Source organism: Cupriavidus sp. CP313 (assembly GCF_054072015.1).
The window spans coordinates 362,258-378,746 of sequence record NZ_JBSVZB010000006.1; the positions used below are offsets into that span (position 1 = coordinate 362,258).

Below are 16,489 nucleotides of genomic sequence, written 5' to 3' on the forward strand. Positions count from 1 at the left end.
GCAGCGATGTGCGGGAGACGACAACAGCCAATGGCAAGTATCGAGGAGACCGGACGGCGCACGCCGCCGCCCGCCGGCGCCGCATCGCTGGCGGCCAAACTGCGTCCGCCGCTGCTGACCCCGTTCCAGGTCGAGCGCGCGGCGATCTGCGAGGCCGTGTGCGCGGCGGGCTTCGTCAAGCTTGTGCTGGTGCGCGCACCGGCGGGCTTCGGCAAGACCACGGCCATGCTCCAGTGCCGCGCGCGCCTGGAGGCCGCGGGCGGGCGCACCGCCTGGCTGACGCTGGACCGCTCTGACAATGATGCCTCGCGCTTTCTGGGTTCGGTCGAGGCAGCCATCGCGCAGGGCATGGGCGGCGGTGGTCCCGGCCGGTCCGCGCACGGCGCGCTGGCGCAGGATCCCGGCGAGCAGGCGCTCGCCCTGATCGACCGCCTGGCCAGCCATAGCGGCGACTTCACGCTGTTCCTCGATGATTTCGAAGCGATCCAGAACGCCGCCGTGACCGGACTGGTCTGGCAACTGGTGGAAAGCCTGCCGCCCGGCTGCCGCGTGGTGATCGGCACGCGCTGGGTGCCGGAAACCGGGCTGGGCCGCTTGCGCGCGCGCGGCGAGCTGCTTGAGATCGAGCCGGCGCAGCTGCGTTTTTCCGCCGGCGAAACCGCATCCTTCCTGCGCCAGGCGCGCGGGCTGAAGCTGGAGCAGGCGGCCATCAGCGTGCTGCACCGGCGTACCGAGGGCTGGGCCACGGCATTGTGGCTGGCGTCGGTGGCGCTGGAGCGGCGCAGCCAGCCAGAGGGCTTTATCGCGGGCTTCTCCGGCTCCAACGCGGCGATTGCCGACTACCTGGTCGAAGACGTATTCCTGCACCTGCCCGAGGCGGTGCGCGACTTCCTGCTGCGCACCTCGATCCTGGACCAGTTGTGCGGGCCGCTGTGCGACGCCGTGTGCGAGCCCGCGACAGCTGGTAGCAGCGACGAAATCCTGGCCTGGCTGGAGCGCGCCAACCTGTTCCTGCTGCCGCTGGAGAGCGAACGCTATGGCGAGCGTGGCTCCGGTGCGGCATCGGAGCAGTGGTACCGCTATCACAGCCTCTTTTCCGGCTTCCTGCGCGGCCAGCTGGCGCAGGCCATGCCTGACGCCGTGCCGCAGCTGCACCTGTCGGCATCGCGCTGGTATGAGTCGCAGGGGCGCCCGGTGCCCGCCATCGAGCATGCGTTCGCGGCCGGTGCGCTGGCGCACGCGCTGCCGTTGCTGGACGGCGCCGCGGACGACCTGCTGGCACAGGGCCGCATGCGCCTGCTGACGCGCTGGCTGGAGGCGGTGCCGGCCGAGGAACTGGCGCGCTGGCCCAAGCTGCAGATCGCACGCGTCTGGGCGGTGTCGTTCACGCGCGGCCCGGCCGAAGCCATCGCCCTGCTGCAGCAGATCCCCACCGAGGGCGCGGCCGGCGACCTGCTGGCGCATATCCGCGCGCTGCGCCACATGCTGCTGAACATGATGGACCGCTTCGACGATGCGCGCGCCTTCGCCCGCAATGAGCTGCCGCCGTTGCCGATGGGCTATGCCTTCCCCGATGCGATCCTGGGCACGTCGATGGCGCGCCTGGCTGCAGTCGCCGGCGACTACCCGGAGGCGCGCCGGCTGCTGCAGGTGGCGCGGCACGCGGTGCGCGGCTCGGACAGCAATTTCAACAAGATCTTCTCGGAGTCGGTTGAAGGGCTGATTGACCTGCGCCAGGGGCGGCTGCAGCAGGCGCTGGCACGGTTTCGCATCGCCGCCAGCACGATGCTGCCGAACCGCTTCGGGCCCACCAACGGCAACGCCATGGCCGGCATCCTGCTGGCCGAAGGCCTGTACGAGAGCGGTGATTCCGAGCGCGCCGGCCGCCTGCTCAACGTCTACCTGCCGCTGTCGCGCGACCTCGGCCTGCCCGACCAGATCATCACCGGGCACACGGTGCTGGCCCGCATTGCCTTTGAGCGCGGCGAAGCCGACCAGGCCCATGAATGGCTGGCGCAACTGGAAGCGCTGGGGCACCACCGCGGGCTGACGCGGCTGGTGATGGCGGCAATGCTGGAGCGCGCACGGCTGGCACTGCGCCAGGGCAATGTCCACGCGGCGCAGGAGGCGATCGAACGTGCCGCCGATCCGGCGCTGTGGCGCACGCGGCCCGGGGTCAGCTCCTTTGCCAGCGATGTCGAGGACATCACCCTTGGCCGGCTGCGGCTGGACCTGCATGCGCGGCCGGGCACGCCGGTGCGGGAGGCTATCGAGCGCGAACTGGCGGCTGCCGCCGGCAACCAGCTGATGCGCCGCGCGCTCAAGCTGCGCATCCTGCTGGCGCAGGCGTGCCAGCGCACTGGTGACGGCGCGCACGCGCTGGTGGTGATGGGCGAGGCGCTGCGTTTTGGCGCGGCCGAAGGCTTTGTCCGCATCTTTGCCGACGAGGGCGAAGACGTGCGCCGGCTGGTGGCCGACGCCTGTGCGCGCCAGTCGGCCAGCCTGCCTGCCCCCTACGTGGAAAAGCTGCTGCAGGCTTGCGGTCACGCCGGGGGCGAGCAGGCCGCCGGCGCGGGCCGGCCCGCGCCGGCCGCGCTGGTGGAGCCGCTGACGCCCAAGGAGCAGAAGGTGCTGCAGCTGCTGGCCGAGGGCTATTCCAATGTGGCCATGGCTGAGCGGCTGTTCGTGTCCGAGACCACGGTGCGCACCCACCTGCGCAATATCAGCGCCAAGCTGCACGCCAGCAACCGCACCCAGGCAGTGGCCATCGCGCGCCAGCTCGGGCTGCTCTGAGGCCGCGCCGCAGGCCAGCCTGCGCGCGCGGTTGCTTGCTCAGATGCCCATGAACTCCGTGAATTCATCCAGCGGCGCGCGCACGGCGCGCAGCAGGTTGGCGGGCGCCTCGGGATCCTCGTAGCCGATCGCCATGCCGGTGAACAGCATCCGTTCGGCCGGCAGCGACAGGAACTTGCCGATGGTCTGCGGGTACATCGCCCAGCATTCCTGCGCGCAGCTGTCCAGCCCTTCTTCACGCAGCAGCAGCATCACCGTCTGCAGGTACATGCCCAGGTCCGACCATTGCGGCGGGCCCATGCGGCGGTCCACGGTGCAGAACAGCGCCAGCGGCGCGCCGAAGAAGGTGAAGTTGTTGGCAAACTGGGCCAGCCGCCGCGCCTTGTCCTCGCGCGGGATGCCGAGGTAGTGGTAGAGCGCCTCGCCCACCTGGAAGCGGCGGTCGCGGTAGGGTGAGACCAGCTCGCGCGGGTAGATGTCGTACTCGCGCTCTTCACCTGCGGGCGCCTGGGCGATGCGCTCGCGCATGATGGCGCGCAGCCCCTCCAGGGCCTCGCCGCCCACGACATGGATATGCCAGGGCTGCAGGTTGCCTCCGGAGGGGGCGCGCGCCGCGGCGTCGAGCACGCGCCGGATGGTGTCGGGCGCAACGGCCCGGGGCAGGAAGCCGCGGACGGACTTGCGGCTGGCGATGGCTTGGCTGACTTTCATGCGAACTCCGGATGGCGGATAGTCGACGGGCGCGCTTCAGATGAAGGGCGGCTCGCTGGTCCAGTCGAAGAAGTCGGGCATGTCTTGCGACACCGTTTCCGGGAACGCGGCGGGGCGCTTTTCCAGGAAGGCGCTGACCCCTTCCTTGACGTCGGCGGAGCGCCCGCGCGACTGGATCGCGCGGCTGTCGAGCTTGTGCGCTTCCATCGGGTGGCTGGCGCCGGCCATGCGCCAGATCAGCTGGCGCGAGATCGCCACCGAGACTGGCGCGGCATTGGCGGCGATCTCGCGGGCAATGGCCTGGGCGGCAGGGAGCAGGTCCTCGGGCGCGTGCAGCGAGCGCACCAGGCCGCGCTCATGCGCTTCCTGGGCGGAGAACACGCGGCCGGTATAGCACCATTCCAGCGCGGTCGAGATGCCGACCACGCGCGACAGGAACCACGACGACGCCGCTTCGGGCGTGATGCCCCGGCGCGCAAAGACAAAGCCGAACTTGGCGTCGGTCGATGCCAGCCGGATATCCATCGGCAGCTGCATGGTCACGCCCACGCCGACCGCGGCGCCGTTGACCGCGGCGATCACCGGCTTGAGGCTGCGGAAGATGCGCAGCGACACGCGCCCGCCGCCGTCGCGGTGCGCGGTGTCGGGGCTGGCGCCATAGCGCTTCTCGAAGTCGAAAGTCGAGCTGCCGCCGGACAGGTCGGCGCCGGCGCAGAAGGCCCGGCCCGAGCCAGTGACGATCACGGCGCGCACGTTGTCGTCGGCATCGGTGGCGTCGAACGCGGCGATCAGCTCATGCATCATCTGCGCGGTGAACGCATTGAGCTGGTCCGGGCGGTGCAGGGTGATGGTGGCGACACCGTCTTCAACGGCGTAGCGCAGGGTTTCGAACGAAGGCGTGGCTTGCGTCATGGGGGCTCCTGCCGGGATTGCTGTGAACAAGGGGGGAAGGATGCCGGGGTGGGGCGCCGGCACGGGGGCTCGGTCAACACTAGTGCAGAATGCGCCGCCCGCAATCGTCGCTTCCGACGAGGCTTGGAATCGGCACCTGGCCGTAGACTGACCCCGATCAAGCGGCAGGGCCGGCACTACCGCGCGCCTGCCCGCGCAGACAGCTAAGGGACAACCATGAAGACACGAATCACCGAACTGCTTGGCATCCGCTACCCGATCATCCAGGGTGGTATGCAATGGGTTGGCTACGCCGAGATGGCCTCCGCCGTTTCCAACGCCGGCGGGCTGGGCATCCTCACGGCGCTGACGCAACCCACGCCCGAGGACCTGGCCGAAGAGATCCGCCGCTGCCGCGAGATGACCGACAAGCCGTTCGGCGTGAACCTGACCCTGCTGCCGTCGATCAACCCGCCGCCGTACGCGCGCTACCTCGACGTCATCATCGAAAGCGGCATCAAGGTGCTGGAAACCGCCGGCAACAACCCCAAGGAACATATCGCGCGCGCCAAGGCCGCCGGCATCAAGGTGATCCACAAGTGCGTGGCGGTGCGCCATGCGCTGTCGGCCGAGCGCCTGGGCGTGGACGCGGTGTCGATCGACGGCTTCGAGTGCGCCGGCCACCCCGGCGAGGACGACGTGCCCGGCATGGTGCTGATCCCGCAGGCAGTGCGCAAGCTGTCGATCCCGGTGATCGCCTCCGGCGGCATCGCCGACGGACGCGGCATGGCAGCGGCACTGGTGCTGGGCGCCGAGGGCGTCAACATGGGCACGCGCTTCTGCGCCACGCGCGAGGCGCCGATCCACGACAACGTCAAGAAGGCGCTGGTGCAGGCCAGCGAGCGCGACACCAACCTGATCTTCCGCACGCTGCACAACACCGCGCGCGTGCTCAAGAACGCCGTGTCGGATGAGGTGGTGAGCATTGAACGCCGCCCGGGCGGCGCGCAGTTCGAGGACGTCAAGCACCTGGTCGCCGGCGTGCGCGGCAAGGCGGCGCTCAAGGCGGGCGAGGCCGACGGCGGCATCATCAGCGCCGGCCAGTGCGTGGGCCTGATCGACGACGTGCCCAGCTGCGAAGAGCTGATCACGCGCATGGTGGCAGATTGCCGCGAGCACCTCAGCGTGGCCTCGCGCTACTTTGCCTGACGCCATGGCCGAGGCCGAGATCGAGGCGGCGATGACCAGGGCCATCGCCGAGCCGGCCGGGGCCGCCGGGTCGGCCGACGTGGACGTGCCCGAGGGCTTCGTCCCGCTGCGCCGCATGAGCGGCTACATGGCGGGCTTCGGCCAGCTCTACCTGCATGCCGGGCGCCGCACGCTGGCGGTGCGGATCGACGAGAGTCATCTGAACAATCTGGGCATCCCGCACGGCGGCATGCTGGCGACGCTGGCCGATACCGCCATCGGCATGATGATGTCGCTGGAAACCGGCCGCGCCAAGAGCGCGGTGACCGTCAACCTGAGCCTGGACTACCTGGATTCCGCGCGCCTGGGCGACTGGGTCGAGGCCCGCGTGGAGTTCGACAAGCTCGGCTCGCGCCTGCGCTACGGCACCTGCCGGCTGGTCAGCGGCGAGCGCTGCCTGCTGCGCGCGACCGCGATCTTTGCGGTGCTGGCGCCGCGCACCTGAGGTGTGCGGCAAACTTCGTCGCTTCCGACGACGCTTGCCGCTACCCGCAGCGCAACAATGCAAAGCGACACTGCCGGCGCCAGATGCCGGCACTCCGGACAACACCATGGCTGCCCCGGCAGCCCGCACCGAACCAAGGAGATCACATGGCAGAGGCATATATCGTCGCGGCGGTCCGTACCGCCGGCGGCCGCAAGGGCGGCAAGCTGTCGGGCTGGCATCCGGCCGACCTGGCCGCACAGGTGCTGGACGCACTGGTGGAACGCACCGGCGCCGACCCGGCGCTGGTCGAAGACGTCATCATGGGCTGCGTGAGCCAGGTCGGCGAGCAGGCCGGCAACGTCGCGCGCAATGCCATCCTGGCCTCGCGCCTGCCTGAAAGCGTGCCCGGCACCTCGGTGGACCGCCAGTGCGGTTCATCGCAGCAGGCACTGCACTTTGCCGCGCAGGCAGTGATGTCGGGCGCGATGGACATCGTCATCGCCGCCGGCGTGGAAAGCATGACGCGCGTGCCGATGGGCCTGTCGTCGCAGCTGCCGGCCAAGAACGGTTTCGGTGTGCCCAAGAGCCCCGGTGTCGAGGCGCGCTACCCCGGCGTGCAGTTCAGCCAGTTCACCGGCGCCGAAATGATCGCGCGCAAGTATGACCTGTCGCGCGAGCAGCTGGATGCCTACGCACTGCAGAGCCACCAGCGCGCCATCGCCGCCACCAAGGCGGGCCGCTTCACTGCCGAAATCCTGCCGGTGGAAGTGCGCACGGCTGACGGTGCCAACGGCGAAATGCACACCACTGATGAAGGCATCCGCTATGACGCCACGCTGGAAAGCATCGGCAGCGTCAAGCTGATCGCCGAAGGCGGCCGCGTGACGGCTGCCTCCGCCAGCCAGATCTGCGACGGCGCCGCCGGCCTGATGGTGGTCAACGAGGCCGGACTGAAGAAGCTCGGCGTCAAGCCGCTGGCGCGCGTGCACACCATGACGGTGATCGGCCATGATCCGGTCGTGATGCTGGAAGCGCCGCTGCCGGCCACGGAAGTCGCGCTGAAGAAGGCGGGCCTGCGCATCAGCGATATCGACCTGTTCGAAGTCAACGAAGCCTTCGCCCCGGTGCCGCTGGCCTGGCTGAAGGCCACCGGCGCCGATCCGGAGCGCCTGAACGTGCATGGCGGCGCGATCGCGCTGGGCCATCCGCTGGGCGGCTCGGGCGCCAAGCTGATGACCACGCTGGTGCATGCGCTGCATACGCACGGCAAGCGCTATGGCCTGCAGACGATGTGCGAAGGCGGCGGGCTGGCCAACGTGACCATCGTCGAGCGTCTGTAAAGCTGTGAGAGCCGCTGCGTGCCGCGCAGGCACGCAGCGCATGGATTGCCGCAGTAAGGAGTAGTAAAGGGAGAAGGACCGGCGGCGCGGGCATGTCAAAGTGCCCGCGCCAGCAGCCGGAACAAAAAGGGGCCGCGATATCGCGGCCATTCTTGTTTGCGGTCTGTTGCCCCTCAGGCGAACGTCACTGCGCTGCGCCGGTCGGCGCGTTCCAGGTGCGGCACGTTGTTGAAGCTCAGCAGCCGCTGCACGCCGCGGCCGACGATGATCTCGCAGAACGCCGTGTTGCGGAATTGCAGGTTCATCTCGATGGCGGCCTGTGCCGGTGCGCCAAGCAGGTCGGCCGTGGCGCGGCCGATGGCGCCGCCGGAGCTCACCACCAGGATGGCATCCTCGCGCGTCGTGCCTTCGCTCGCGTGCGTCAGGGCGCCGGCAATGCGGGCGCCGAAATCGGCCCAGCTCTCGGGCATGTCGGTCAGCCCGTCCTGGGTCCATGCGGCGTAGGCCGCGCGGAAGGTGCGCCAGTAATCGTTGTAGTCGCCGTTCTGGTGCGCGCGATGGTCGGCGCCGCCGGTGTGGCAACGGTACAGCGCCTCGCCGTCGTATTCGTTCAGGCCCGGGTGCGAGACGATCGCTGCCTGCGGCTGCCCCATGCCGGCCAGGATCTCGCTGGCGGTGTCCTGCTGGCGCACCAGCGTGCCGGCTACCACGCGGCTGAAGCTGACGCCGCGCTCCTGGAAATACTCGCCCAGCCAGCGCGCCTGCTGGCGGCCGGTCGGCGACAGGCAATCGTAGTTGGCGGCGCCAAACGAGGCTTGTCCGTGCCGGACGAGGAAAAGCGTGGCCATGAGCGGTCCCGGTGAACGTTGAGGCGGATAGGGCTGTGCCTGGCACGGGGCCCGGCGTGGGCACATTCTAGGGAGGGCCGGCGCGCCAGCCAAGCAAGCGGTGGGCAATTCATAGCAGCCATGGCCTGGCTGCATTACCGCGGGTGGCGCGGGCCGATGGTGTGCTCAGGCCGGCTCTGCGCAGGTGACGCCGAGATAGCCGGCCATCAGGCGGTTGAGTTCCGGGATCATCTGTTCGTCGTCGAGGTGCAGTGGGCCGGAATCATTGAGCACGGCATTGACCAGCACGCCGAACACCGCCTGCATGGCAAAGCGCACGCGCAGCTCGGCGGTGTCGGCAGGCAACGCCAGCCGCGGCACCAGCAGCTGCACCATGCGCTCCACGATGGCTTCGCCGCTCTGGCGGTGGGGCACCCATTCCTCGGGCCGCGTGGACGCATGCCGCATCGACGCCCGGATCACGCCGCGGTTGGCCAGGGTGCCGAGCACCATGAAGCGCGCGGCCTTTTCCAGCAGCACCGGTGTCGGCACGTCGTCCCAGCGCTCCTGCGCCAGGTAGCGGTCGGTCGACGCGGCGGTTTCTTCCATCACCAGCGCGCGCAACGCCTCGAAATAGGCCATCTTGTCGCGGAAGCGCCCATAGAAGGCACCCACCGACACCTGGCACGCCGCGGCGATCTGCGCCACGGAAACGGCGGCAAAGTCACGCGCGGCAAGCAGTTCGCGGCCCGCGCCCAGCAAGGCTTGCTCGGTCTCGCGCGCACGGCGCTGGCGCGGCGGCTGCAGGATCGAGGGGGTATCGATACGGGGAAAGGAGGCTTTGGCGGTGAAGCCGGATTGGGTCGCTGACATTGGCACTCCGTATTCAAATTCGGATTCGATTTTGAAAATACCGGTGCGTGCCGCAACGCGTCAAGGGTTTTGTCGGGTGGCAGCCCGGCGTGGCGGGTGGGTGGGCTGCGCCGGAGGGGGCGGTGCGGCGCGCACGCCGCGCCGCTTGCCTCAGCGCGGGTCAGAGCGAGCCGAACACGGTGCCCAGTCCGTAGGTGAAGGCTGCCGCCATGCCCCCGATCAGCACCTGCCGCAGCGCCGAGAACCATCCCGGGCGGCCATTGAACGACGAAGTGCCCCAGCCCACCAGGCCAAGGCCGGCCAGGCACGCGAGGATGCTGCCGAGCTGCGCCGATGGCCCTGCGGTCACGAGGAACGGCAGCAACGGCACCAGCGCGCCGCTGCTGTACAGCACGAAGGAAATCACCGCCGCCTGTACCGGGTTGCCGCCGCGCTCCTGCGGGTTGATGCCCAGCACTTCGCGCGCAAAGGTGTCCAGGGCCGCGCGCGGGTTGCGCATGATCTCGTCGGCGGCGCGCTCGGCGTCGGCCGGCAGCACGCCCTTGCCCACGATCACCGTGACCAGCCGCTGCCGGGCCCGGGCGGCATCATGCGCGAGCTCGTGCGCCATGTCGCGCAGGCGCTTGTTGTTCATCTCGCGGCTGTTGGTCACCGACAGCCATTCGCCCAGCGCCATCGAGCAAGCGCCCGCCGTCAGGCCCGCCAGCCCGGCCAGGATGACGGCCTCGCGCGAGGCCGCCGCACCCTCCAGGCCCATCACCAGGCAGAAGCTGGACACCAGCCCGTCGTTGACGCCCAGCACGGCTGCACGCAAGGCGTTGCCGCTCGGGCGATGGATCAGGCGCCGCACGCGGGTGCCGAAGCCGGTTGGAGTGGGGGCGCTCGACAGGGGCATGGTCTTTTTGCGATGGAACGTTGTCAGTTGAAGCGCGGGCCCAGGTCATCCCGCATCCATTCGATAAAGGCGCGCGTGCGTGCCGGCAACAGCCGTGCATGGGGATAGATCAGCGACAGCGGCCATGCCGGTTGCTCGAAATCCTCCAGCACGATGCGCAGTTTGCGCGCCTCGACCAGTTGCGCGACCTGGTACGACAGGAAGTGGCCGAAGCCCGCGCCTTCGGCACAGGCAGCCACGGCGGGCGCGGTCTGGTTGAATTCCAGGTTGCCGGACACCTGCACGTGGAACTCCCGGCCGTCTTCCTGGAAGGTCCACCAGTGCGCGTGGTTGCCGGTGAAGCGCACGCAGTTGGCGCTGGCCAGTTCCTCGGGATGGCGCGGCACGCCGTGCTTGCGCAGGTAGGCGGGCGTGGCCACCACCACGCGGCGGATGCGGCCGACGGTCTGCGCCACCAGCGTGGAATCAGCCAGCGGGCCGATGCGCACGCCCACGTCCAGGTCTTCTTCAAGCAGGTTCACCACGCGGTCGGTGAATTCCATGCGGCAGCGCACGCGCGGATAGCGCTGCACGAAACGCGTGACCGCCGGCGCCACATACATCTGCCCGAACAGCACCGAGGCGGTCAGCGTGAGCTGGCCGCTGGGTTCGACATGGCTGGCGGTCAGGCCGGCCTCGACCTCGTCGATGGTGGCCAGGATGCGCCGGCAGTTGTCCAGGTAGCTGCGCCCCTCGCCGGTCAGCGACAGCCGCCGCGTGGTGCGGTTGAGCAGCCGGACCTGCAACTCGGATTCCAGCGCCGCCAGCGTGCGCACCACCGCCGGCAACGAGGTATGCAGCGTCGTGGCGGCTGCCGTCAGGCTGCCCTCGTCGACGATCCGCACAAAGGTCTGCATTGCGCGTAGCTTGTCCATGGCGCCACACATTACTCCATTTTTTGGAGTAGTCAAATATCAATTGCCCTATTTATTGCAACGGGTTCGGCGCCCAGAATCCGGCTATCCCAACCGTTGAGGAGAGTGCCATGCAAGAGACCAACCGCCCCGCCAAGCCGCTGGTGCTGTACCGCTCGCCGGTGTCCGGCCACGCCCATCGCGCAGAACTGTTCCTGGGGCTGCTGGGCTTGCCTTGCCGGCTGGTGGACGTCGACCTGCGCGGCGGCGAGCAGCGCAGCGAGGCCTTCCTGCGCCTGAACCCGTTCGGCCAGGTGCCGGTGCTGGATGACGACGGCGTGGTCGTTGGCGATTCCAACGCCATCCTGGTCTACCTGGCCACGCGCTATGACGGCGGCCGCTGGCTGCCGCGCGACCCGGTGGGCGCGGCGCGCGTGCAGCGCTGGCTGTCGGTGGCCGCCGGCGACATTGCCTTCGGGCCGGCGGCGGCGCGCCTGGGCGTGCTGTTCGGCAGGCCGGTGGCGGTGGACGATGCCATCGCCCGCGCGCAACGGCTGTTCACGCTGATGGAAACCCTGCTGGCCGGGCAGCCGTTCCTGGCGGCCGACCACGCCACCATTGCCGACGTGGCGGCCTACAGCTATATCGCCCGCGCCGAGGAAGGCAACGTGCCGCTGGCGCCGTACCCCGCGCTGAACGCCTGGCTGCGCCGCATCGAAGCCTTGCCCGGTTTCGTGCCGATGCTGGTGTCGAAAGTCGGCCTGGCCGCGTAGCGCCTGCCGGTCCCGCGTATCGCCAATCTATCGGACAAGGAAAAGGAGCCCGTCATGGATCTGCCCACATGGCCGCACGCCGGCCTGCCATTCCACGCCGGCGAACTGGCCGCCCAGGAGCGCGCCGGCAAGCGCGAACGCATGGCCGCGTCCGGCCCGCGGGTGATCCGTGGCGAGATGCCGGAGCAGCACCGCACGTTCTTTGCGCAGCTGCCGTTCCTGCTGGTTGGCGCCGTCGATGCCGACGGACAGCCCTGGGCCACGATGCTGGCCGGGACGCCGGGGTTTGCGCATACGCCTGACGCCACGCACCTGCGCATCGACGCCGTGCCGCTGCCGGGCGACCCGGCGGCCACGGCCCTGGCGCAGGGCGCGCGCATCGGCCTGCTCGGGATCGAGCTGCCTACGCGCCGGCGCAACCGCATGAACGGGACTATCGTGGCGCGCGACGAGGGCGGGCTGACGGTCGAGGTCGAGCAGAGCTTTGGCAACTGCCCGCGCTATATCCAGTTGCGCGACGTGAGCCTTGCCGAGCCGGCGCCCGCGCCGCCCGCCTGGCACGGTGACGCGCTGGACGAGCAGGCGGTGGCTTGGCTGCGCGGCGCCGATACCCTGTTTATCGCCACCAGCCACGCCGCATCGCCGCAGGACGAGGGCGAGCACACCGGCGGCGCCGATGTCTCGCACCGCGGCGGCAAGCCTGGCTTTATCCACGTCGACGAGGCCGGCACGCTGACGTTCCCGGACTTCAACGGCAACAACTTCTTCAATACGGTCGGCAACCTGCTGGCCAATCCGCGAGCCGGGATCGTGGTGCCGGACTTTGCCGATGGCTCGCTGTTGCATGTTGGCGGGCACGCCGAGGTGATTTGGGAGGGCGATGAACTGGCGTCATACGCCGGTGCCGAACGGCTGGTGCGGCTGCATGTCGAGCGCGTGGTGCGGCGTGCGGCGGTATTGCCGCTGCGCTTCGGTTTTCGCGAATATTCGCCGGTGCTGGCGGACACGGGCGCGTGGCCGGCGCGTTGAGTCCGGTGGTCCAGGTCAGGATATTGTCATAAAAATGACATCAAAAAGTCACAAAAGAGTCACAATAGAGGCTGACGACTGTCCGTAGCACGCCGACCAGGGCGCTGGCGGGCAGCCCTGTATCAAGGAGAAAACAACCGTGGACAAGACGAACAACAAGCCGCAAGCCCGCCGGGACATCCTGAAACACGCACTGCTGGCCCTGGCCGCCGCGCCGCTGGCGCTGGTGGCGGGGACCGCGCAAGCGGCCTGGCCGGAAAAGCCGATCCGGCTGGTGGTGGCATTCCCGCCCGGCGGCCCGGTCGACACGCACGCGCGCCTGCTGGCCGAAAAGCTGCAGCCGATCCTGGGCCAGTCGATCGTGATCGACTACAAGGCCGGCGCCGCCGGCAATATCGGCTCGGACAACGTCGCCAAGTCCGCGCCGGACGGCTACACGCTGCTGCTGGCCAACACCGGGCAGATGGCCATCAACAATTCGCTCTATCACAAGCTGCCCTACAGCATGCCGAAGGACTTCACGCCGGTGGCACGCACGGCGCTGATCCCGCTGGTGATGGTGGTCAACAACAACGTGCCGGCGCGCGACCTGAAGGCGTTCATCAGCTATGCCAAGGCCAACCCGGGCAAGCTGAACTTTGCATCGGGCGGCAATGGCGGCATCTCGCACCTGATGCCGGAAATGTTCAAGCAGGCTTCGGGCACGTTCATCGTCCATATCCCGTACAAGGGCAGCTCGCCGGCGCTGACCGACGTGATGGGCGGCCAGGCGCAGATGATGGCCGACTCGATCCCGCTGTTCACGCAGTACATCAAGGCGGGCAAGGTGCGTGCGCTGGCGGTGACGTCGCCGCAGCGCTCGCCCGCGCTGCCGGATGTGCCGACGATGCAGGAGGCCGGGCTGAAGGGCTTCGAGGTGGTCGGCTTCTACGGCATGCTGGCGCCGGCGGGCACGCCCATGGACTTGGTTTCGCGTCTGTCCGGTGCCTTGCGCACGGTGCTGGCCGACCCCGACACCAAGGCGAAGCTCGAGCAGCAGGGTGCCGAGCCCGCATGGCAGTCGCCGGAGGCGTTTGCCGCCACGATCACGGCCGAGCAGAAGCGCTGGGGGCAGGCAGTGAAGGCGTCGGGCGCCAGTATCGACTGAGCCGGGCTGGCATGCTCGGGCGCCGTGGCTCAGCTGCGCCCCCGATATTTCAGGCTGGCGCAGTGGCCGATGAGCGTGGTGATGCAGCAGGCATCGCCGCGCCACTCGCCGCCGATCACGATGCCGTCCTGGCCGGTCACCAGCTTGCGCTGGCATTGGCCCGGCACCGGCGTGCGCTCCATGCCGGCATCGCGCGGGCCGCTGCCCGGTGCGCGCGCGGGCGCAACCGAATCGTTCCAGACATAGGCCGTGCCGGAGGGCAGGGCCTGCACCGCTTGCGGCGGACCCCACTGGCGCTTCGCCTCATCGACGGGGACGTTTTTCCAGGAATCGAAGACGTCCTGCATGGCGCTGGCCTCCAGCCCGGCGCAGGCACCGGTGATGGCTGCCGCCCACAAGACGGCCAGGCTTGCACGCACGCTGGCGGCGCCGCGGGCCGTTGCGGCATGAAGGACTGGGTTGGCTGGCATGTAGGCTCCGCATCGGCGCAGCCGGCTGCAAGGGCCGGCCTGTGCAGGCTAACGGAGCCGCGTGCCTCGCTGCAAGCGCGCTCTGCGTGATGACGCACAGAGCGTGGCCGGCTTCAGTCGGCGAACAAGCCCAGGGGTTGCTGTGCGGCAGCCGACGGCGCCTTGCGGGCAGTCTGCCCGGCCGGGATGCGTGCCGGGCGTGGCGCCTCGGCAGGGGCCTCGGGGGCGGTCAGCGTGAACGGCCTGTGCACGGACAGCGGCACCGCCTGTGGCATCCATTGCGCCAGCCGCGGCGCGAGGATCTGGTACGTATCGAGGTCGAAATGCGCTGGTGCTGCCGCCAGCGCCTGCGCTTCTTCCAGCGTGGCTGCGCAGCCCAGGTAGCACCAGTCGTCGGCGACATGCCACCAGGCGCGTCCGTCGTGCTGCTCGCGCCAGGCGGCCGGGCCATCGAAGGGCCAGGGCATCAGCGCGATCGGCGCCAGCGCGGCGGCTAGCCGGGCGCGGTGCGCGCTCGACGGCTCGGCGCCGACGCAGGCACCGGCGCAGCGATGGACCTGGCGCTCAAAGCAGGGGCTGCCACGGCGGGTGGTTTTCTCCAGCGACAGCGTGGCCAGGCACAGGCCGTGTTCCTGCGCCAGTGCGCGCAAGCGAGCCTCGGCCGCGCCGCGGCTGCCGAACACCCCGAACAGGTCGCGATGCCGGCAAAAATCCGTATCGCGATCCGAGCGCAGGCGTGGCACCGGCAACTGCTGCGGCAGTTCCCAGGCATAGAGCCGGGTATTGCGGCGCAACAGCTGGTTGTGCACCGGCTGCATCGCCTTGACCAGCCGGGCTTCCAGCAGCAGCGCGCCGGTCTCGCCGCCGGTCTCGCGCCATTCCACGCGGCAAACCAGCCGGGCCAGCCGCATGTCCTTGCCGTACCGGTAGTCGCCGGAGAAATGGGCGCCGATCCGTTGCCGCAGGTGCACGCTCTTGCCGACATAGAGTGGCACGTCCTGGTCGCCATAGAAGATATAGACACCGGGCGCCGCCGGTACGTCTTCCAGCGCGGTTTCGTCCAGGCCGGCCGGCAGGCTGGCCCGCCGCACCAGCGTGCGCACGGCTGATTCCACCAGGTCGACGGAATACGTGGCATGGATCTTCTGCCAGAACTGCCACAGCAGCTCGGCATCGGCCAGCGCGCGGTGGCGGCCCTTGGGCGTCAGGCCGAAGCGTGCGATCAGCGCGTCCAGACCGTGGCGTTCCACGGAAGGGAACAGCGAGCGCGACAGCCTTACCGTACACAGCACGTCGGCCCGGAAGGTCACGCCGGCACGCCGGAAGGCATTCTTCAGGAAGCCATAGTCGAAGCGCGCGTTGTGCGCCACGAACAAGCGGCCTTGCAGGCGCTCGGCAAGCGATTCCGCCAGTGACTCGAAGGTTGGCTGGCCGCGCACCATCTCTTCAGTAATGCCGGTCATGCGCTGGATAAACGGCGGGATCGACATGCCGGGGTCGAGCAGGGTGTCCCATTCACTGATGCCGTCCGGGCCGACTTCGACCACGCCGATCTCAGTGATGCGGTCGCGCTGGGCGTCCGCGCCGGTGGTCTCCAGGTCCACAAAGACAATAGGGCGCGACAGCGTCGCGGCGAGAGAATGGGCGTCGAGCAGGCGCGCACCGTCCGCTGGCAGGCGCGACGGCAGGTAGGTAGGCATGTCAGGCATCTGCCGATTTTAAGGGGGCGCTGATGGTGGCACGAAGAAGTTTTCAAAAACCCCTTGCCAACCCCGCTGCGGTCACTTAATATTCGCCCCCTCGCAACACAACGCAGCGCTGCAAAGCAGACGCAGCAAGGGTTGCGGGGTCGACCGGGAGGTTGGCGCAGCGAAGTTTGCAGCGCTGACCGCAGCGAAAAAAGTTGCTAAAACGGTTGACGAAACGAAGAAAGCTCTGCATAATCTCGTTTCTCTGCTGCAGACAACGCAGCGACGCAAACGGCAAAGCCGGATGCGGCCCGCAAGGGCAGTTCTTTAACAACCAAACAACCGATAAGTGTGGGCGCTGGGTAGCGGACGCCGCTGTCTTCGGACAGTGTTGCTTCACAAGTTATACAGTGCTCGCACAGCAAAACGTGACTGGATCTTCGGATCTGGTCAGTCAGTTTTCTGAGAGTGAGCGACCGCTCGA

The 16,489-nt window shown here is 68.9% G+C and carries 16 protein-coding genes; 7 read left to right on the top strand and 9 right to left on the bottom strand.

Features of this window, described 5'->3' with window-relative positions; all coding sequences use genetic code 11:
- The first annotated feature begins 30 nt into the window (after nucleotides 1-30).
- Nucleotides 31-2,793 carry a LuxR C-terminal-related transcriptional regulator gene (locus tag ACW4E8_RS12065; RefSeq protein WP_456804723.1) on the top strand — a complete coding sequence of 921 codons (2,763 nt, stop codon included), beginning with the start codon at nucleotides 31-33 and terminating at the stop codon, nucleotides 2,791-2,793.
- A gap of 39 nt (nucleotides 2,794-2,832) precedes the next feature.
- Here the strand turns inward: ACW4E8_RS12065 and ACW4E8_RS12070 are convergent, their stop codons facing one another.
- Together ACW4E8_RS12070 and ACW4E8_RS12075 are read right to left on the bottom strand one after the other, a co-directional pair.
- A complete protein-coding gene (locus ACW4E8_RS12070) occupies nucleotides 2,833-3,504 on the bottom strand; it encodes a nitroreductase (protein WP_456804724.1) in 672 nt (223 codons plus the stop codon).
- A 36-nt stretch (nucleotides 3,505-3,540) separates the two neighbouring features.
- Nucleotides 3,541-4,416: a crotonase/enoyl-CoA hydratase family protein gene (locus ACW4E8_RS12075; protein ID WP_340527312.1), complete on the bottom strand. Its 876-nt coding sequence runs from the start codon at nucleotides 4,414-4,416 to the stop codon at nucleotides 3,541-3,543.
- Between the two features lie 216 nt (nucleotides 4,417-4,632).
- Between ACW4E8_RS12075 and ACW4E8_RS12080 the strand changes: the two genes are divergently transcribed.
- The 3 genes from ACW4E8_RS12080 to ACW4E8_RS12090 all read left to right on the top strand — a co-directional run bounded on the left by ACW4E8_RS12080 (nucleotide 4,633) and on the right by ACW4E8_RS12090 (nucleotide 7,410).
- Nucleotides 4,633-5,604: an NAD(P)H-dependent flavin oxidoreductase gene (locus tag ACW4E8_RS12080; protein ID WP_456804725.1), complete on the top strand. Its 972-nt coding sequence runs from the start codon at nucleotides 4,633-4,635 to the stop codon at nucleotides 5,602-5,604.
- Between the two features lie 4 nt (nucleotides 5,605-5,608).
- The gene (locus ACW4E8_RS12085; RefSeq protein WP_456804747.1) at nucleotides 5,609-6,088 is read left to right on the top strand and encodes a PaaI family thioesterase; all 480 of its coding nucleotides are present in this window, start codon (nucleotides 5,609-5,611) and stop codon (nucleotides 6,086-6,088) included.
- Between the two features lie 146 nt (nucleotides 6,089-6,234).
- Nucleotides 6,235-7,410, top strand: coding sequence for an acetyl-CoA C-acetyltransferase (locus tag ACW4E8_RS12090; protein ID WP_035815829.1), 1,176 nt, complete (start codon nucleotides 6,235-6,237; stop codon nucleotides 7,408-7,410).
- A 173-nt stretch (nucleotides 7,411-7,583) separates the two neighbouring features.
- Here ACW4E8_RS12090 and ACW4E8_RS12095 read toward each other — a convergent pair whose 3' ends face one another.
- The 4 genes from ACW4E8_RS12095 to ACW4E8_RS12110 form a co-directional block, all read right to left on the bottom strand.
- Nucleotides 7,584-8,258, bottom strand: a complete 675-nt coding sequence (locus ACW4E8_RS12095) for a histidine phosphatase family protein (protein WP_456804726.1) — start codon at nucleotides 8,256-8,258, stop codon at nucleotides 7,584-7,586.
- Between the two features lie 165 nt (nucleotides 8,259-8,423).
- Nucleotides 8,424-9,110 (bottom strand): TetR/AcrR family transcriptional regulator, encoded by a 687-nt coding sequence (locus ACW4E8_RS12100; protein ID WP_456804727.1) that lies wholly within the window; start codon nucleotides 9,108-9,110, stop codon nucleotides 8,424-8,426.
- Nucleotides 9,111-9,270: 160 nt separating this feature from the next.
- Nucleotides 9,271-10,005 (bottom strand): VIT1/CCC1 transporter family protein, encoded by a 735-nt coding sequence (locus tag ACW4E8_RS12105; RefSeq protein WP_456804728.1) that lies wholly within the window; start codon nucleotides 10,003-10,005, stop codon nucleotides 9,271-9,273.
- A 23-nt stretch (nucleotides 10,006-10,028) separates the two neighbouring features.
- Nucleotides 10,029-10,931 carry a LysR family transcriptional regulator gene (locus tag ACW4E8_RS12110; RefSeq protein ID WP_456804729.1) on the bottom strand — a complete coding sequence of 301 codons (903 nt, stop codon included), beginning with the start codon at nucleotides 10,929-10,931 and terminating at the stop codon, nucleotides 10,029-10,031.
- Between the two features lie 98 nt (nucleotides 10,932-11,029).
- Here ACW4E8_RS12110 and ACW4E8_RS12115 point away from each other — a divergent pair, with 98 nt between their 5' ends.
- The 3 genes from ACW4E8_RS12115 (at nucleotide 11,030) to ACW4E8_RS12125 (ending at nucleotide 13,847) form a co-directional block, all read left to right on the top strand.
- Complete coding sequence (locus ACW4E8_RS12115; RefSeq protein WP_456804730.1) at nucleotides 11,030-11,671, top strand: glutathione S-transferase family protein; 642 nt, start codon at nucleotides 11,030-11,032, stop codon at nucleotides 11,669-11,671.
- Nucleotides 11,672-11,725: 54 nt separating this feature from the next.
- Nucleotides 11,726-12,700 carry a pyridoxamine 5'-phosphate oxidase family protein gene (locus ACW4E8_RS12120; RefSeq protein WP_456804731.1) on the top strand — a complete coding sequence of 325 codons (975 nt, stop codon included), beginning with the start codon at nucleotides 11,726-11,728 and terminating at the stop codon, nucleotides 12,698-12,700.
- A gap of 139 nt (nucleotides 12,701-12,839) precedes the next feature.
- Nucleotides 12,840-13,847: a Bug family tripartite tricarboxylate transporter substrate binding protein gene (locus ACW4E8_RS12125; RefSeq protein WP_456804732.1), complete on the top strand. Its 1,008-nt coding sequence runs from the start codon at nucleotides 12,840-12,842 to the stop codon at nucleotides 13,845-13,847.
- A gap of 29 nt (nucleotides 13,848-13,876) precedes the next feature.
- Here the strand turns inward: ACW4E8_RS12125 and ACW4E8_RS12130 are convergent, their stop codons facing one another.
- The 3 genes from ACW4E8_RS12130 to ACW4E8_RS12140 all read right to left on the bottom strand — a co-directional run.
- Nucleotides 13,877-14,317, bottom strand: coding sequence for a hypothetical protein (locus ACW4E8_RS12130; RefSeq protein ID WP_456804733.1), 441 nt, complete (start codon nucleotides 14,315-14,317; stop codon nucleotides 13,877-13,879).
- 113 nt (nucleotides 14,318-14,430) lie between these two features.
- Nucleotides 14,431-16,026: an exonuclease domain-containing protein gene (locus tag ACW4E8_RS12135; protein WP_456804734.1), complete on the bottom strand. Its 1,596-nt coding sequence runs from the start codon at nucleotides 16,024-16,026 to the stop codon at nucleotides 14,431-14,433.
- Between the two features lie 197 nt (nucleotides 16,027-16,223).
- A partial coding sequence (locus tag ACW4E8_RS12140) for a hypothetical protein (RefSeq protein ID WP_456804735.1) occupies nucleotides 16,224-16,489 on the bottom strand: 266 nt, incomplete at its 5' end.

What these genes read in the sequence shown, in the direction of transcription:
- ACW4E8_RS12065 (WP_456804723.1), top strand. Translation starts at nt 31, where the DNA reads ATGGCAAGTATCGAGGAGACCGGACGGCGCACGCCGCCGCCCGCCGGC.
- ACW4E8_RS12070 (WP_456804724.1), bottom strand. Translation starts at nt 3,504, where the DNA reads ATGAAAGTCAGCCAAGCCATCGCCAGCCGCAAGTCCGTCCGCGGCTTC.
- ACW4E8_RS12075 (WP_340527312.1), bottom strand. Translation starts at nt 4,416, where the DNA reads ATGACGCAAGCCACGCCTTCGTTCGAAACCCTGCGCTACGCCGTTGAA.
- ACW4E8_RS12080 (WP_456804725.1), top strand. Translation starts at nt 4,633, where the DNA reads ATGAAGACACGAATCACCGAACTGCTTGGCATCCGCTACCCGATCATC.
- ACW4E8_RS12085 (WP_456804747.1), top strand. Translation starts at nt 5,609, where the DNA reads ATGGCCGAGGCCGAGATCGAGGCGGCGATGACCAGGGCCATCGCCGAG.
- ACW4E8_RS12090 (WP_035815829.1), top strand. Translation starts at nt 6,235, where the DNA reads ATGGCAGAGGCATATATCGTCGCGGCGGTCCGTACCGCCGGCGGCCGC.
- ACW4E8_RS12095 (WP_456804726.1), bottom strand. Translation starts at nt 8,258, where the DNA reads ATGGCCACGCTTTTCCTCGTCCGGCACGGACAAGCCTCGTTTGGCGCC.
- ACW4E8_RS12100 (WP_456804727.1), bottom strand. Translation starts at nt 9,110, where the DNA reads ATGTCAGCGACCCAATCCGGCTTCACCGCCAAAGCCTCCTTTCCCCGT.
- ACW4E8_RS12105 (WP_456804728.1), bottom strand. Translation starts at nt 10,005, where the DNA reads ATGCCCCTGTCGAGCGCCCCCACTCCAACCGGCTTCGGCACCCGCGTG.
- ACW4E8_RS12110 (WP_456804729.1), bottom strand. Translation starts at nt 10,931, where the DNA reads ATGTGTGGCGCCATGGACAAGCTACGCGCAATGCAGACCTTTGTGCGG.
- ACW4E8_RS12115 (WP_456804730.1), top strand. Translation starts at nt 11,030, where the DNA reads ATGCAAGAGACCAACCGCCCCGCCAAGCCGCTGGTGCTGTACCGCTCG.
- ACW4E8_RS12120 (WP_456804731.1), top strand. Translation starts at nt 11,726, where the DNA reads ATGGATCTGCCCACATGGCCGCACGCCGGCCTGCCATTCCACGCCGGC.
- ACW4E8_RS12130 (WP_456804733.1), bottom strand. Translation starts at nt 14,317, where the DNA reads ATGCCAGCCAACCCAGTCCTTCATGCCGCAACGGCCCGCGGCGCCGCC.
- ACW4E8_RS12135 (WP_456804734.1), bottom strand. Translation starts at nt 16,026, where the DNA reads ATGCCTGACATGCCTACCTACCTGCCGTCGCGCCTGCCAGCGGACGGT.